Annotated in this window: 13 protein-coding genes; 11 read left to right on the top strand and 2 right to left on the bottom strand. The window is 50.1% G+C overall.

Annotated features, from left to right (window positions below; translation table 11 throughout):
* Nucleotides 1-26 precede the first annotated feature (26 nt).
* The 7 genes from ACFPYJ_RS26880 (at nt 27) to rnhA (ending at nt 5,964) form a co-directional block, all read left to right on the top strand.
* Nucleotides 27-503, top strand: coding sequence for a hypothetical protein (locus ACFPYJ_RS26880; RefSeq protein WP_379191327.1), 477 nt, complete (start codon nt 27-29; stop codon nt 501-503).
* Between the two features lie 175 nt (nt 504-678).
* Complete coding sequence (locus ACFPYJ_RS26875; protein ID WP_379191326.1) at nt 679-906, top strand: hypothetical protein; 228 nt, start codon at nt 679-681, stop codon at nt 904-906.
* Nucleotides 896-2,050 carry a GerAB/ArcD/ProY family transporter gene (locus ACFPYJ_RS26870; RefSeq protein ID WP_379191325.1) on the top strand — a complete coding sequence of 385 codons (1,155 nt, stop codon included), beginning with the start codon at nt 896-898 and terminating at the stop codon, nt 2,048-2,050. Before ACFPYJ_RS26875 ends, ACFPYJ_RS26870 begins: the two co-directional genes overlap by 11 nt.
* Nucleotides 1,989-3,476, top strand: a complete 1,488-nt coding sequence (locus tag ACFPYJ_RS26865) for a spore germination protein (protein ID WP_379191324.1) — start codon at nt 1,989-1,991, stop codon at nt 3,474-3,476. The genes ACFPYJ_RS26870 and ACFPYJ_RS26865 overlap by 62 nt, the downstream gene beginning before the upstream one ends.
* Nucleotides 3,469-4,683, top strand: a complete 1,215-nt coding sequence (locus ACFPYJ_RS26860; RefSeq protein WP_379191323.1) for a Ger(x)C family spore germination protein — start codon at nt 3,469-3,471, stop codon at nt 4,681-4,683. Before ACFPYJ_RS26865 ends, ACFPYJ_RS26860 begins: the two co-directional genes overlap by 8 nt.
* Nucleotides 4,684-4,760: 77 nt before the next feature.
* Nucleotides 4,761-5,126, top strand: coding sequence for a GNAT family N-acetyltransferase (locus ACFPYJ_RS26855; protein ID WP_379191322.1), 366 nt, complete (start codon nt 4,761-4,763; stop codon nt 5,124-5,126).
* 193 nt (nt 5,127-5,319) lie between these two features.
* Complete coding sequence (rnhA, locus tag ACFPYJ_RS26850) at nt 5,320-5,964, top strand: ribonuclease H (RefSeq protein ID WP_379191321.1); 645 nt, start codon at nt 5,320-5,322, stop codon at nt 5,962-5,964.
* 91 nt (nt 5,965-6,055) lie between these two features.
* On the opposite strand, the gene ACFPYJ_RS26845 is transcribed toward rnhA, so the two are convergent.
* Nucleotides 6,056-6,895, bottom strand: coding sequence for a carbohydrate ABC transporter permease (locus ACFPYJ_RS26845; RefSeq protein ID WP_379191320.1), 840 nt, complete (start codon nt 6,893-6,895; stop codon nt 6,056-6,058).
* Nucleotides 6,895-7,785, bottom strand: a complete 891-nt coding sequence (locus tag ACFPYJ_RS26840; RefSeq protein ID WP_379191319.1) for a carbohydrate ABC transporter permease — start codon at nt 7,783-7,785, stop codon at nt 6,895-6,897. Before ACFPYJ_RS26840 ends, ACFPYJ_RS26845 begins: the two co-directional genes overlap by 1 nt.
* A gap of 192 nt (nt 7,786-7,977) precedes the next feature.
* On the opposite strand from ACFPYJ_RS26840, the gene ACFPYJ_RS26835 reads away from it, so the two are divergent.
* The 4 genes from ACFPYJ_RS26835 to ACFPYJ_RS26820 all read left to right on the top strand — a co-directional run bounded on the left by ACFPYJ_RS26835 (nt 7,978) and on the right by ACFPYJ_RS26820 (nt 15,077).
* Complete coding sequence (locus tag ACFPYJ_RS26835) at nt 7,978-9,801, top strand: sensor histidine kinase (RefSeq protein WP_379191318.1); 1,824 nt, start codon at nt 7,978-7,980, stop codon at nt 9,799-9,801.
* Nucleotides 9,794-11,440 carry a response regulator gene (locus ACFPYJ_RS26830; RefSeq protein ID WP_379191317.1) on the top strand — a complete coding sequence of 549 codons (1,647 nt, stop codon included), beginning with the start codon at nt 9,794-9,796 and terminating at the stop codon, nt 11,438-11,440. Before ACFPYJ_RS26835 ends, ACFPYJ_RS26830 begins: the two co-directional genes overlap by 8 nt.
* A 121-nt stretch (nt 11,441-11,561) precedes the next feature.
* Entirely contained in the window at nt 11,562-12,866 is a 1,305-nt protein-coding gene (locus ACFPYJ_RS26825; RefSeq protein ID WP_379191315.1) for an ABC transporter substrate-binding protein, read from the top strand.
* Nucleotides 12,867-12,974: 108 nt separating this feature from the next.
* Nucleotides 12,975-15,077 carry a glycoside hydrolase family 36 protein gene (locus ACFPYJ_RS26820; RefSeq protein WP_379191314.1) on the top strand — a complete coding sequence of 701 codons (2,103 nt, stop codon included), beginning with the start codon at nt 12,975-12,977 and terminating at the stop codon, nt 15,075-15,077.
* Nucleotides 15,078-15,317: the final 240 nt, after the last annotated feature.

The raw sequence follows: 15,317 nt of genomic DNA, 5'->3' as shown, positions 1-15,317 counted from the left end.
AAACATGGTTATGGAGGGGGAAATGCATGAACAGCCATAACGAAGAAGAGGCTGGAAGCCAGGTGAAGCTGCCTCAGCTTTACGCGCTTCAGCTTGAGAGGCTGCTCGCTCACGGGCTTGCGCCTTCCGAGATCTTGGAGCTTCTTCAGACAGGAAGCGAAGATGAGCTTGCAGAGCGTGTCAATCCCGAGGTGAAATGGGAGCGTCTGCTGACCTATGCCAAGGAGAACCGGGCGGCAATAGAGGCGGCCGTGCTTCACGGCTACAGTTTCCCGTTCATTACGATCGGCGGCTTGAAGAGTTTATTAGCGATCAAATTCCTCAAGCTCGAGGAGAGAGATTACCGCTTTACGGGGCAACGGATAGAAGGCCTTCAGCTTAATCCTCCCGAATATGAACGTCTAAGGGTTATGGTGCCGCTGTATTGGAACTTCATTCCTGCGGATGCGGAGCAGTCATCCGATCAGGCGGCGTTTACGATTCGTCTAGAGCAGCCATCCTAAGAATAAGCTGCCTGCACATCATAAGGAAAAGGATAGAGAATCAGATGGTATCTGATCGCTCTATCCTTTATTTTTTGCCGTTATGGCATGGGAACTTGCCGCAGCTTTACATAATCCTAGCCGGAATGGAGAAAAATAGGGAACGCATAGGGATGTAGAAGGGAGAGATGCTGACATGACGATTATTGGCTTGTTGACGGTTGTCCTGCTCAGCTCCTTACTCTTGGCTGTACTGGATATGTACGTCTTCCATGAAACATTGCAGCAGGCCTTCTCCAAGCAGGGATTCGGCTATAATAGCTGGCAAACCTATTTAATACTCGCAGCTGCCTTCGCAATCCCTATCATTCGGCGATATCGGATTATACGGCGTCACCGCAATCGGAGAAACCATGGAAGCTAAATTCTCGGCAATTCAGTCGTTTACCCTCATACTTGCGCTGCTGCTGGGGACGGCGATTATCATCGGCACACCGCGCCTTGCTCCGGATGTCTGGCTGGTTGAGATCATCGCCGTGGTGCCTGCTATTCTGATGTTCTTGATGTATACCTTATTGTTTTCGGCGGATTCTACCCATACCGGACTGTATTCCCTGCTGGTGAATGCTTGGGGACGTTACCTTGGCAAGCTGTTCGTGCTCGGTTACGCCATTTACTTCCTTTATATTGCTGCACGTAATGTAAGAGATATGATAGAGCTGGTCATGACTACACTGCTGCGAAGCACCCCTCCCCATATTCTTGTCGTGCTGTTTGTCTGTCTTGTCGCTTATGCCGGGACAGGAGGGATTAAGGTCTTAGGCCGGTTGTCGGAGGTAATCGTAGGCTTAGTGATACTGTTCTTTTGTACGCTGGGGCTATTCCTCGCAATGAGCGGGTCCATTGATATGGAACGTGTGCTGCCGATTCTATCTCAGGGTGCTGCTCCTATTATTAAAGCCAGCTTCACAAGCTCGCTTTGGTTTCCCTATGGAGAAATAATTGTTTTCCTCGTGTTTTATTCCAGCATGGGCGGCCGTGCTCAGTTTCGCAAAGCGGGCATAGCTGCACTGGTGACCGCATGTGCTGTTCTTACCCTCTCTGATCTTCTTCAGATCTGTACGCTCGGTATGCAGTACGGGGAATACTCCGCATTTCCGCTGCTGGATGCTGCAAGGCTGATTGATATCGCGGATATCATTACCCGTATGGACGCGCTTGTAGCGATAATTATTATTTTTGGAGTATTGCTGAAATGCGCCGTGTTTCTATACGCAGGTGCGAAGGGTGTTTCATCTGTATTCCGGTCGAGCAGTCATAGCTACATTTTCCCCCTGGCTCTGATCATAGGGGCGATGTCCATTATGATCACGCATAATTTTGCCGAGCATGGACAGGAAGGGCTTCATTATGTCATGTATATCCTGCATATTCCCTTCCAACTCCTTCTTCCGCTGCTTACAGGGATTATCATTTGGATTCGTAGAGGAAAAAGGGGGGACAAGCATGACGATATCAAACAAACAGACAGCGGTGCCGATTCCAATTCAATCGATGGAGCAGGTTAAGTCTCATCTGCATGATGCTTTTGGCGGCACTGAGGATCTTGCATTGGTCACTGTCCTAATTGGCGCCGAGGAAGGTCTGCTGTGTTACCTCAAGACGATGACGAGCGTCACGTTCATGATGGAGAATGTCATCAAACCGCTTTCTTTGCTGCGCCAAGGCGAAGGGGAACAAGATGGCGTCAACCGGCTTCAATATTTGAAGGAAAAGTGTTATGGAGGCCTATCGGGTGAATTTCTGTCCGATATCCAAGCGCTTCCCAAACATTTAACGGCCGGAAAAGCAGGGTTATGGATCCATGGCGTCACATCCATGCTTATACTGGACGTCATGGAACTGATTTCAAGATCGGTTGATGAACCGACCACACAGACTGTGGTTCGGGGGCCTAAAGAAGGATTCACGGAGTCTGCTCAAACGAACATGAGTTTAATCCGCCGTCGGCTGGCTAATGAGCATCTTCGGTTCGACAAATATACCTTAGGCGCACAATCGGGTACCGATGTGTATGCGGCCTATATTGAGGGCCAAGTGGATGATAAGGTGCTTCGAAAGGTGAAGCGCTGTCTATCCTCCAATAAGGTGAAGAGCCTGTTCGATTCGGGCAGCTTGGAAGAGATGATCAGTTCTTCCCCGTTCTCGTTATTTCCCCTAAGTTATAATAGCGAGCGGCCTGACGCCATCTGCGCCCTCCTTCTGGAGAGAAGAATAGCCGTCATCGTGAACGGAAGTCCGTTTGTGCTGGCAGTTCCGGCGGTTATGAATGATTTCTTCAAATCCCCGGAAGATTACTACCAGTGGTTCGCCTTCGGTACCTTTACACGAATGCTGAGGTATCTTGCTTTTCTGTTCTCCTTATACATTCCATCACTTTATGTAGCGGTAACCAGCTACCAGCAGGAATTGATTCCAACCGCCTTGCTGACCAGCATAGCAGCGCAGAGGGAGGGGGTGCCTTTTCCGGCAGTTATCGAAATTCTGGCGATGGAGATCACCTTCGATATTTTGCGGGAAGCGGGGACCCGGATGCCCCGGGTAGTGGGGCAGGCGATATCCATTGTGGGTGCTTTGGTACTAGGGGAAGCAGCTGTTCAAGCCGGCATTATATCGAATATTAATGTCATTGTAGTCTCGCTGACGGCCATATCGGGCTTCGTTGCTCCTGTGTATACGTTTGGGGCTAATGTCCGGCTGATGCGTTTCGGATTCATTATTCTGGCTTCCATCCTAGGCTTGTTCGGCGTTATCATAGGTACCGTCTTCCTCTTGATTCATTTGGCGAGGCTGGAATCCTTCGGCGTGCCTTATCTATCCCCATTCTCTCCATTTCGCAAGGCTGGACAGAAGGATGCGCTGCTGCGTTTCCCGATCCTTGCTTCGTCTGCCGATTCATCCAGCCCTGTGAAAGAGGAGGAGCGCCATGAGTAGATGGGTAAGGTTTCTTCTTGCAATTAGCGTAGCTGTGACAAGTGTTACATTGGCAGGGTGCTGGGATCTCATGGAGCTGAATAAAGCTTCCCTTATTACTGGTATTGCTATTGAGCCAGGACATAAGGGAAAGCTAAAGGCGACGGTGGAAATCATGAATGCGAGCGAAGCGCAGGCGCATCAGCCGGGAAAGGGAGTTGCGCCTTCCATTGTGCAGGCGATGGAAGGGAACACGCTTGCTGAGATCCTGTTTCGGTTGAACGAAAAACTGGATCGGCAGCTTGTCATCTCTCATGCCCGGATTATTGTGTTTGACGAGCGGCTGGCCAGGTTAGGAATCTCGCAGTATATGGATTCGATTCAGCGCTCGAGGTATGTGAGAGAGGATGTCTTGATTTTGATTTGCCAAGCCGCTCATGCTTCGGGTGTCATGAAGATCCTTTTCCCCAGGGGCTCTTATTCTTCGCTCAAAATCCAGTCACAGATTGAAAGCTACCGCGATGCTTGGGGAGGGGTACCCGCCAGCCGGTTATTCGATTTCAACCAAGGCCTTCTCGCTGAAGGGAGAGAGCTTATCATGGGAGCGGTTACGATAAAGGGTAAAGCGGATAAGGGAATGGATACGAAGAGTATACAAACCGTTACTCCCAAGTCTCTCGTTGAAATATCAGGAACAGCTGTCTTTCGGGGAGATGTGCTGCTTGGATTTCTTAATACCGATGAAAGCCGCATGGTAATGATGGCAAGCAACCAGTTGAAGGCCACGACCGTATCCGTACCGCTTGAGGATAAAGAAAAGTATGCTGCCATTCGGCTGCTCCGTACCCGCGCCCATATGCAGGTTTCCATGATTAAAGGTACGCCTCGTATCAAGTTATCCATTAATGGAGAAGGTATCATTGGCGGTGTTGACATGGCGGAGCATTTGACCGAAGTATCCGGGTATCAGCATCTGGAAGAGTTAACAGAGAGCTATGTGAAGCAGCAGATGACTGCGGTTATTCAGAATGTCCAGCACAAATTCGGCGTTGACATATTCGGCTTCGGCGAGCAGCTGTACCGGTGGCATTTTAAACAATTCAAGCCTGTTGCCGCTGACTGGAATGAGCTGTTCGCGAAAGCGCCCGTCACCGTGAAGGTCAAGATTGCCCTCCGGCGCGCAGAGCTGAAGACCGACCATATTAAGAAAGAGGAATTAGGCCCTTAGCAATCCTGCATCAAAATCTCCCGCTTGGGGTAATGAGGGTTAGGCTTTCAAAGTAACCTTCAGGAGGTGCAGGAACCATGAGTGAGGCCAAAGAAACGGAAATACAAGAAGAGCTTGTGGCGGAGAAGCAGGGAAACAGCTATATACTCATCGGCGTAGGCGGTACGGTAGGTGAGATTACGTATAAGCTTGTTGATGTCGATACCTGGGTGATCGACCACACGTTCTTAGATCCCAGGTACCGGGGACGCAATCTGGGCAAACAGCTGCTTGATTACGTCGTTGAAGAAGCCAGGGAGAAGGGGCGGAGAATCATCCCTTCCTGCTCGTACGCGCTCGCCCAGTTCAAGAGAAATCCGGAATATGCGGATGTTTGGGAGAAGACGAAGAAAAAGTATTCGGATGTCTACAATTCGAATCGTATTTCTTCTGCGAGGCATTAGCGAACGCTTGCACATCTTAGTTGGCTATCCAAAAAGCCGTCCTCACCCGGAACGAAGCCGTGCTGAGGACGGCTTTTGAGGCTGTTGTATTGCTTTGGGAGACCAACGCTTGTCCTGCAATTTCATGCTATAATAGCGGAATCGGAAGATCCAGAGGTTTACTTAATTTCAGGAATAGGCTGGTGCTGCATAGATGGCAAATCAAAAATTTTACGTGGTATGGGCAGGAAGAAAGCCCGGCGTTTACGCGGCCTGGCCGGATTGCCAGAAGCAAATCAATCAATTTGACGATGCCAAGTATAAATCCTTTGAAACAAAGGCAGCAGCAGAGGAAGCGTATCGTGCAGGCTGGAAGAAGCATTGGGGACAGGGCGGCGGCAGCAAATCAACGCAGAAATCCGCCAAGGCGGAGGGAGCTGGGGCAGGCGAAGAGATCGATTACAACAGCATCTCCGTTGACGTGGGCACGAGCGGCAATCCGGGACCGGTGGAATACAAGGGCGTGGACACCCAGACGGGGGAAGTGATCTTCGCTGTCGGACCGATTCGCAAAGGCACGAATAACCTGGGCGAGTTTCTGGCCATTGTGCACGGCCTCGCTTACTTGAAGAAGCAGGGCAGCAATAAGACCGTGTACAGCGATTCTGTCAATGCGCTCAAGTGGGTCAAGCAGAAAGCCGTATCCTCCACCCTCGTAAGAGATGAATCAACGGCTGAAATCTGGGAGCTCGTAGACCGCGCGGTAAAGTGGCTCCAGACGAATACATACAGCAACAAAGTGGTGAAGTGGCAAACGAAGCAATGGGGCGAAATTAAAGCGGATTACGGAAGAAAGTAAGCTGAAATAAACTTCGGTAGTAATCGAAGGAGCCGGTCACCACCCTGGTGACCGGCTCCTTCATATGTTATGCCATCAAGCTTAAACGCTCTTAACCTTTTACGGCACCGGCTACGACCCCTTTAACGATGTATTTCTGCAAGAAGATGAAGACTACGATGGATGGAAGCACAGCCATAACCATGGCGGTCATTGCATACTGCCAGTCTGATGTGTATTGACCGACAAAGGTGTAGGCTGCGAGCGTCAATGTCTTGGTGTCGGGCGAACCGTTAACCATGAGCAGCGGCAGCAGGAAGTCGTTCCAAATCCACATCACATCAATGATGACGATTGTCGTCGTAACGGATTTGAGCAGCGGGAATATAACCAGGAAGAACAGTCTGAAGCCCGAAGCCCCGTCAATCGTTGCGCTTTCGTCAATTTCCTTCGGAATGCCCTTCACGAAGCCGTGATAGATGAATACGGCCAGCGGAGCGCCGAAGCCCCAGTAGAGAATGCCGAGTCCCCATGTGCTTTCAGACAAATTCAGATCTTTGGCCAGCTGGAGAACCGTTAACATAATGGATTGGAACGGAATAAGCATCGGCATAATAACGAGCAAATAGATAAGTCCGCTCCACTTTGTTTTTGTTCTGGCCAGCTTATAGGCTGCGATAGAGGACACGAGAACGATCCCCGCCAGTCCCACTGTTGTAATGATGAAGTTGTTAAGAAACAGCTTCGGATAGTTGATGAACGACCAGACGTACGAATAGTTTGTGAATACGAGATGTTTCGGCAGTGCGACAACATCAGTCATGACTTCCCCGAAGCTCTTCAGCGAGTTAATAATAGCCAGGAACAACGGGTACAGGAAGACGAGTGAGAGGAGCACCATAATGATCTCAAGAGCGACTCGTCCAGCATGGAATTGGCGATCCTTTTTCATTAGGCTTCAACCTCCCTGCGTTTGAAGATCGTGAGCTGCACGAGTGTAACGACTAGAACCGCGACGAACAAAATGAGCGCTTTTGCCGTTCCATAGCCGTACAGGTTGTTCTGGAAGGTGTCTCTATAGATGTCGTAAGCGATACTGTACGTTGTGCCGCCCGGACCGCCGCCGGTAAGCGACAAGATCACGTCGAATACTTTAATGGAGTTCGTTAATGCCATAAATACCGAAATCGTAATCGATGGCGCAAGCAGCGGAAGCGTGATGCTGAAGAAACGGCGTACTGCGCCGGCGCCGTCAACGGTGGCGGCTTCCTTCAAATCATCCGGTATCGACTGCAAGCCGGCGATATAGATCACCAGATAGAAACCGATGGACTGCCAAATCGAAACAAGCAGGATGGAAATAAAAGCCAGCTTCGACTCTCCGAGCCAGCTGAGACTAAATATACCCCAGCCTGTGCTGGCGCCAAGCGATTCGAAGCCCTGCATGAAGATGAATTTCCAAATAAATCCGACAATGACGAGGCTGAGAATATAAGGGACGAAGAAAGCCGCCCGCAGCCAGGAGGATGTCTTCAGCTTCATATCGAGTACGATGGCCAGCAGGATGGCCAGCACATTCACCAGGACAATGTACAAAATCGCGTATTTAACGGTAAACCACGCGGAGCTGGTGAAGTTCGCATCGCCCATAAAAATTTGTTTGAAATTATCAAGCCCGACAAATTTCGGGTGCTTGGAAATGCCGTTCCATTTGGTCATGGAATAGCGGATCGTCATCGCGAACGGGATATAGAACGCTACGGCGATACAAATTAATACTGGCAGGGTGAAAATGCCAAACTCAATTTTCTCGCTCCATTTTCTTCCGAATGATTTAAACATTGAAGACCCTCATTTCGTCTCAGTCTGTAAGTTGGTTGAATAATACCCACCTATACAACAAATCCGTTTTAGCTATAATGTGTATTATAAAACAGCCCTGCTGACGCCAAAATGGATTTAACAAAACAGTTAGGGGTAAAAAGGTGAACGGAATATGGAGCGGAAGGGAAGCTGAACGCCATCCTGCATAACATGAGAAAAGGGTTGTCTGCGGTACTAGAGCGTGTGTCAAGAAGACTGGTCAACAAGCTAATTTTGCTGTTTACCTCGATTATTATCCTCGTCGTCGCCTCACTAACCTTCATCTCGTATCAGATTCTTCAGAAGGAATCGGTCAGGAACAGTATTGCTAGCACGTCGAACAACCTGCTGCTCGTGAATCAGAATTTGGAGGATTATTTGAAAGGGATGGAGAAGCTGTCGCTGCCGCAAATCCGGTATGACGAAATTACTTATGCCATCCTGCATGAATCTGAGGATTACGCATCCAAGATGTATCTGGAGAATTACCTGCGTGAGCTTTATTATTCGCGCAATGATCTCAATGCCATCTACCTGTACGTGGTAAAGGAGCGCAAGTACTACGCCCTGACCAAGGAGAATTATAATATCAACGTCCGGATCGGCAATGAGCCCGCAATTCCCGCCTTACCCTGGTATAAGAAAGCGATGGCAAGCCCATCGAATCGTTCGTACCAATCCTTTCTCCTGCCTGGATCAGATCCCGGTTATCCGGTAAAAACGGACAAGAGCTTCATGGCTTATCACCGGGTGCTGCGCTCGATTGTGACCAGGCAGCCTCAGGCTGTCCTGTCCTTTTACTTTGCTCCCTCGGTCAGAGATGAAATCATCAAGGACATTCCATTCGACGGCGGGCAGCATCTGTTGTTTCTAAGCCCGGATAATGAACCTTTTTATGCCGATGACCTGACCTTCTACAAGCAGGCGCAGGCGGCTGGATTAATGGACAAGCTAAATAAAGACGGGCCTGGCCCGTTAACCTTAACCTGGTCGGAGCAAGGGCAGAAGTATCTGGTCGTATCCGACACAGCGGAGCAGGAGGGGTGGAAGCTGGTAAAGCCGATCCCTTATACACAGCTGTATAAAGCAGCCACGAAGACCCGGAATATTAACTTCTCGATAGGGCTTTTATTCCTGATCTTATCCGTTATCGCGGTCACTTATTTCTCCAATGCCATTACGATGCCGCTCAAGAAGCTTTCTTATCAGATGAACCGCTTTAGCGGAGGCAAGTTTGATGCGGAGGCGGAGGTAAAGGGAAGGGATGAGATCGCTTATATATCCCGCCACTTCAACCTAATGGTCAGAAGAACCAATGATTTGATCAACGAACGGTACAAAATGAAGCTGGTGGAGAAAAATGCGATTCTGAAGGCGCTGGAGGCGGAAATCAACCCCCATTTCTTATACAATGCGCTGCAGGCGATATCGACTAAAGCATTAAAGAACGAACGTTATGATATTGCGGATATGGTTGATGCGCTGGCGTTGACTCTACGATACTGCATCAGCGGCAAAGACATCGTGCAGGCGCGGGCGGAATTAAAGCATATCGAGAACTACCTGTCCCTGCAGAAAGCGCGGTTCGGCAGCCGGCTTCAGGCTGCGTATGCCTGGGATGAGTCGCTGATGGAGCTGGAAATTCCGAAGCTGTCGATCCAGACGCTGGTGGAAAATTCGATCAAGCATGCGCTTGAGAAGGTGTCCAGCACAATTACGATTGATATTAGGGCAAGCTTAAGCGAATCCCATGCGGTCATCTCTGTACGGGACAATGGGCCTGGCTTTACTGAGGAGAGACTGGAGCAGGTGAGGCAATCGTTTCTGCATGAATGGGAAGACCGGGAAAGCGGGGATGAGAGTATCGGTCTCGTGAATCTGAATACGCGGCTTAAGCTTCTCTATGGGGAAGCTGCGGAGCTGGTCATACGAACGGATCATACGGGGACGGAGATGGAAATGTTACTACCGCGAGGAGGTGCAGGCCATGTATAAAGTACTTATTATCGATGATGAAGAGCCATTGCGTGAAGCGATCCGTATATTAGGCGATTGGAAGGGTCTGGGCGTCGAAGAGGTGCTGGAAGCGACTGATGGCAGGATCGGACTTGAAATGCTGGCCGCTCATAAGGTGGATCTGGCGATGATCGATATGAAAATGCCGGAGATGAACGGAATGGAGCTGCTGCAGATCATTGAGCGTGATTATCCTGATCTGCTGACGATTGTGATCAGCGGCTACAATGATTTTGATTATACGAGGCAGGCGATCCGCTCGAAGGTCGTCGACTATCTGCTCAAGCCGGTTAACCGCACCGATCTCAATTCGTCCCTGCGCAAGGCTATAGATGTGCTCGATGCCAAGCGGAAGAAGGAAAGCGAGTTTATTAACCGCAATATCACGCTGAACATGTCCCTGCCAAGGCTGAGAGAGAAGGTTTATCTCTCCCTTATCGAGAGGAGCATCAAAAGCCAGAGCAATGAAGCATTTCTGGCACTGATCGGGGCCGATGATCCGGATAACCGTTTCACGGCTGTTGCCATGAGGGTGCTCAATCTGGAGGAGATTCGAAAGAGCCGGTTTCATGAGGATATCGATTTACTGCATTTTGCATTGGCCAATGTCATTAATGAGATTGCCGGCGATCATTTCGGCGCTTTCAGCTTCGCAAGTCCGAAGCGGGAACGGGAGATGATATCCATCTTGACCATCCAGGGCGGTTATCCGGAAGATATCGCAAACCGCGCCATCCGCCAAATGAATAAAGTAGCCGTTACGCTGCATGATTTATTCGGCATTCTGGTGACGATAGGCGTCGGACCTTCCTGCACAGATGCGCTGGAGATCGCATCGTCTTATGAATCGGCCAAAGCAGCGGTCAACGGGATCGACCTGTTGAAGCTTAAAGGCGCTGCGGTAAGGGGGATACCGGATAAACCTGCAGCCTTCAGGGATAACCAGTCTCTCATGAGCAGGCTTCCGAGGATGCGGAGCGCCCTTGAGAGCGGCAGCGTTCAGAACGCGAAGAGTATTCTCAGCGAGTACGTGAACCACTGGAAGTCGTCGGAACGGCTTAGCATCGGCGAGGCTGACCGGACCATCCATGAGTTTGTTATTTTGCTGAGTGATATGGCCCTTGAGCTTGGAGTGGCATCGGAGCAGCTGCCGGTGAGAGAGGAACAAGGGCTGCGCTTGGTCGGTCTTTCAACAGACTTCGCCTCACTGGAACAATTCGAACAGCTGCTTCAGGGCATATTGGACTATTACAGCGGCCTGATAAGAAAGTCGCAAACAGCGAATCAACCCTTTGCTATCGAGGACATTAAGACTTATATCGATAATCATTACTTTGAAGATATCAAAATTTCAATGTTTGCGGACAAATACTTTCTGAGCAGGGAATACTTAATGAAGCTGTTCAAGCAGCAGTTCAGCTTCGGCATTCACGAATATGTACAGAAGGTCAGGATGGACAAGGCCAAGGGTCTGCTCGATGATCCAAGCCTGAAAATTCAGGATATTTCCGAGATGCTTGGCTACAAGGACAAGAATTATTTCAGCAAGGCATTCCGCAACTACTACGCTATGTCGCCCTCAGAGTACCGCGCAGGCAGCGGAAGGGGCAAAAAGTGAACGGGCCGGATGTCTCCACTTTTTTACCCTTAACTCTTCACTTATGTACATTCTTATCCTCCCGGTTTTTCTTTAGAATAGGCAACATGAACAACAAACAAAAGGAAATGGGGGCAATACAATGTTCAAAAGAGTTCTGGCAGTGCCTTTGAGCCTCGTACTGATAATTAGTATTCTGGCTGCTTGCGGCAGTAAGGACAATACGGCCAATAACGCTGGAAACGGCGCAGGGGATGCTGCCGGCGGACCCGTTACAATCAATATGTTCACCGCCTCTCCTGAATACACGGATGCTTTCAATGCATACATTGCAGAGTACAAAAAAGTAAAGCCGAACGTAACGATTAACCTTGAAATTATGCAGGCTGACTATAACACCGTGCTCAAATCGAAAATCGCTGCCGGCAGTACGCCGGATGTATTCCAAACGACTGCAGGCGGAGATATCGATACTTTCGCCGAGTACAGCGCTGATCTTACCAATGAGCCGCTTGCGGCTGCCATGACGGATGCCGTTAAAGTCAACATGACCTCTTCGGATGGTAAAGTGCTGGGCTTCCCGCTCAAAGGAAATTTGATGTCTTTGATCTACAACAAGAAATTGCTTGCTGATGCCGGCATTACAGAAGCGCCGAAAACAACCGCACAGCTGGATGACGCCATCAAGAAGCTGGAGGCAAAAGGAATCACGCCATTCGCCAATGCCTATAAAGAGTGGTGGGTTTGGAAGCATATCTTCCAGCACTTCGTGAACGCAGCTGCAGCAGATGCAAGCATAACGCCGAAGGAACTGGTTGACCAGTTCATCGCGGGCAAGACAACCTTTAAGGATCACCCTTTACTGTCCACTAACTTCTTCAACTTCATCGATACGACCGTGAAGCACGGTACGGACAAACCGCTTGAACGCGACAGCAATGCAGAGGTAAGCGACTTCGCACTTGGCAAAGCTGCATTCATGACCGGTAAAGGCGCATGGGACGAAGAAGCCATCAAAAAAATCACGCCGGATATTCAAATCGGTATTGCAGGCTACCCGGTCAGCGACAAACCGGAGCAGGCTCAAATTGTTACAGGCGCTGACCAAGCGCTGCGTATCAATAAAGATTCCAAAGTAGCCAAAGAAACAATCGCATTCTTCAACTGGCTGTACACGTCCGATTACGGCAAGAACTGGTTCTCGGCTGTAGCGAAGGTCATTCCTCCAATCAAGGATGCTCCGCTTCCTGACCTGGATATGCCCAAGCAAATGGAAGAGATCTTGAAGACGGAAAAATCCGGAGATCTGACCGTAAACTATTCTCTTGATACGTTCCACCAAAAATTCGGTGAGTTGATGCAGGCCTACATCGGCGGCAGCAAAACGAAGGATCAAGCGATCGACGAAATTCAGAAAGCCTGGGTTCAATTCGGATCTGCGCAGTAAGCTTCAATTATAGTCAGTTTCTTAACCCGGCACTTTCGAAGTGCTGGGTTAAGTTTTGTAATAAGGGTGAGAACCTGTATGAATTTATCAGAAAGGCGTGAGCGTGTTATGAGTAATCGAATAGAAATCGTGGAAAATGGGCTTCACCTTACATTCGAGATTACAGAAAGCGGGGATGTCTTATTTCTTCATTTTAGCCCGAAACCGTTGGTATCTGCGGATATTCAGAATAAGCAGAAACCGGGCTTTCGTTTGATGGAGCTGCAGTTAACCGGGGAGGACCGCGCGGAATATCACGGGCGGACACACCGTGCTTCCTATCCGGGCTTGCGGATGGTATATGGCGGACATCAGGATACGCGCAATGAGGCCGGCCGCAAGCTGGAGCTTAGCCTGCGGGATGAAGAGACAGGGCTGCTTGCCGTGCAGCACTTTCAGTTCTATGAGGGGGTGCAGACCGTTCGCTGCTGGGCTGTGCTGAAGAATGAAGGTACGGCGGATGCCGAGGTAGAGTATGTGTCGTCACTGGCATTGACCGGACTGGATAAGGAAGGCAAGCAGGACCGGGATGACAAGATGAAGCTGTTCCTCGCTCACAATGGCTGGCAAAGCGAGCTGCAGTGGAGATCGTACAAGCTGCCCGAGCTCGGGATGTCGCATCTGATTGACCGCGGATCGAAGCGGGTTTCCTGCAGCAATACGGGATCATGGTCCGCAGCGGAGCATATTCCGATGGCGGTGCTGGAGAATGAAGAGTCAGGGACCAGCTTATTCTGGCAAATCGAGCACAACGGCTCCTGGCATTGGGAGATCATGGAGCAGTCGGATTTGTTGACTGTGCTTATAAGCGGGCCGACCGAGCAAGACAATCACTGGTGGCTGAAGCTCCAGCCGGGCGAGTCATTCACATCCGTTCCGGCTGCGGTCGGATCCGTAGAAGGCGGGTTTGAGCAAGCGATCGAACAGCTTACCCGGTATCGCCGGATCATCCGCAGGCCCAATGAAGATAACGAGCTGCTGCGTGTTATTTTTAATGATTACATGAATTGTCTGTGGGGTTCCCCGACTACGGCGAAGCTGCTTCCGCTCATTGACGCTGCGGCGGAGGTCGGTTGCGAATATTTCTGCATCGATGCGGGCTGGTATGCTCCCGGTGAGTGGTGGGACGGTGTAGGCGAATGGCTGCCTTCGGAAGAAAGGTTCCCCGGCGGCATCAAGCTTGTTCTTGATTATATCCGCGATAAAGGAATGATCCCCGGCTTATGGCTGGAGCTTGAAGTAATGGGCATTCAAAGCCCTAAGCTTGCAGAGACGGATGACAGCTGGTTCTTCATGCGCCATGGGAAGCGGGTCAAGGACCGCAGCCGTTACCAGCTGGACTACCGGAATCCGAAAGTCATTCATCATGCAAATGAAGTCATTCGCCGCCTGGTCGAAGATTACGGGGTTGGCTACATCAAGATGGACTATAACATCAATGCAGGAATCGGTACCGAAACCGATGCCGATAGCTATGGCGACGGCTTGCTGCAGCACAACCGGGCCTATTTGAATTGGCTGGATGAGGTGTTTGCGCGATACCCTCAGCTCGTGATTGAGAACTGCTCCAGCGGCGGAATGCGAATGGACTATGCGATGCTCAGCCGCCACAGCATTCAATCGACAAGCGATCAGGAGAATTACGTCAAGTATGCGGCTATTGCGGCGGGTTCTCCGGCTGCGCTGACCCCCGAGCAATCCGCTGTGTGGTCTTACCCGCTTCGTGAGGGTGATGATGAAGAGGTTATCTTTAACATGGTAAACGCCTTGCTGCTCCGCGTGCATCAAAGCGGGCACCTGGCAGAGCTCCATCCTAGGCGCAGGGAACTCGTTAAGGAAGCATTGGATTACTACAAAACCATTCGCAGCAGCATTCGTGAGGCCTATCCGTATTGGCCGATCGGACTGCCCAAGCAGCAGGATGATTGGATCAGCCTTGGCTTACGCCATCATGACCGCAATTATTTGGCTGTATGGCGTATTGCCGGAGATACCGCAAACATTAAGCTTCCCCTTGCACATTTGAAGGGTCTTCAGGCTGCTGTCCGCTGCGCTTATCCGGGGGCATCGCATGCCTGCGAGTGGAATTGGAATGCCGAAGAAGGTCTGTTAGAGGTTCACTTTCCGGATACGAAGATGGCCCGGTTGTTCGAAGTTCATCGGATCGATTAGATATTCCGTAATGTTTTCTCCCTTATTTCGGCAATATAAGGCGAAGATGCTCGGAAGAAACCAAGTGCAGGTGTTTGATTATTCACTCGTTACTGAGGCATAGAAGAACTTACCCCTTTAGAATCCAGCTGCCAAAACCGAAGCTGTAGGATACAGAAAAGCCGAACCTCTTGTGGTCATACCCCTGTCAAGTAGACATTAGAAAAAAGCTATGCTGCCAGCGCGCACCGGTATTCAATC

The sequence above is a fragment of the Paenibacillus solisilvae genome, assembly GCF_042656405.1.
GTDB classification, from domain to species: domain Bacteria; phylum Bacillota; class Bacilli; order Paenibacillales; family Paenibacillaceae; genus Paenibacillus_Z; species Paenibacillus_Z solisilvae.
The sequence above is the reverse complement of the archived record's forward strand: the minus strand, read 5'-3'. Positions and strand labels throughout refer to the sequence as shown.

Excerpts from the sequence above, each read along its gene's own strand:
- ACFPYJ_RS26880 (WP_379191327.1), top strand. The coding sequence starts at position 27 with ATGAACAGCCATAACGAAGAAGAGGCTGGAAGCCAGGTGAAGCTGCCT.
- ACFPYJ_RS26875 (WP_379191326.1), top strand. The coding sequence starts at position 679 with ATGACGATTATTGGCTTGTTGACGGTTGTCCTGCTCAGCTCCTTACTC.
- ACFPYJ_RS26870 (WP_379191325.1), top strand. The coding sequence starts at position 896 with ATGGAAGCTAAATTCTCGGCAATTCAGTCGTTTACCCTCATACTTGCG.
- ACFPYJ_RS26865 (WP_379191324.1), top strand. The coding sequence starts at position 1,989 with ATGACGATATCAAACAAACAGACAGCGGTGCCGATTCCAATTCAATCG.
- ACFPYJ_RS26860 (WP_379191323.1), top strand. The coding sequence starts at position 3,469 with ATGAGTAGATGGGTAAGGTTTCTTCTTGCAATTAGCGTAGCTGTGACA.
- ACFPYJ_RS26855 (WP_379191322.1), top strand. The coding sequence starts at position 4,761 with ATGAGTGAGGCCAAAGAAACGGAAATACAAGAAGAGCTTGTGGCGGAG.
- rnhA (WP_379191321.1), top strand. The coding sequence starts at position 5,320 with ATGGCAAATCAAAAATTTTACGTGGTATGGGCAGGAAGAAAGCCCGGC.
- ACFPYJ_RS26845 (WP_379191320.1), bottom strand. The coding sequence starts at position 6,895 with ATGAAAAAGGATCGCCAATTCCATGCTGGACGAGTCGCTCTTGAGATC.
- ACFPYJ_RS26840 (WP_379191319.1), bottom strand. The coding sequence starts at position 7,785 with ATGTTTAAATCATTCGGAAGAAAATGGAGCGAGAAAATTGAGTTTGGC.
- ACFPYJ_RS26835 (WP_379191318.1), top strand. The coding sequence starts at position 7,978 with ATGAGAAAAGGGTTGTCTGCGGTACTAGAGCGTGTGTCAAGAAGACTG.
- ACFPYJ_RS26830 (WP_379191317.1), top strand. The coding sequence starts at position 9,794 with ATGTATAAAGTACTTATTATCGATGATGAAGAGCCATTGCGTGAAGCG.
- ACFPYJ_RS26825 (WP_379191315.1), top strand. The coding sequence starts at position 11,562 with ATGTTCAAAAGAGTTCTGGCAGTGCCTTTGAGCCTCGTACTGATAATT.
- ACFPYJ_RS26820 (WP_379191314.1), top strand. The coding sequence starts at position 12,975 with ATGAGTAATCGAATAGAAATCGTGGAAAATGGGCTTCACCTTACATTC.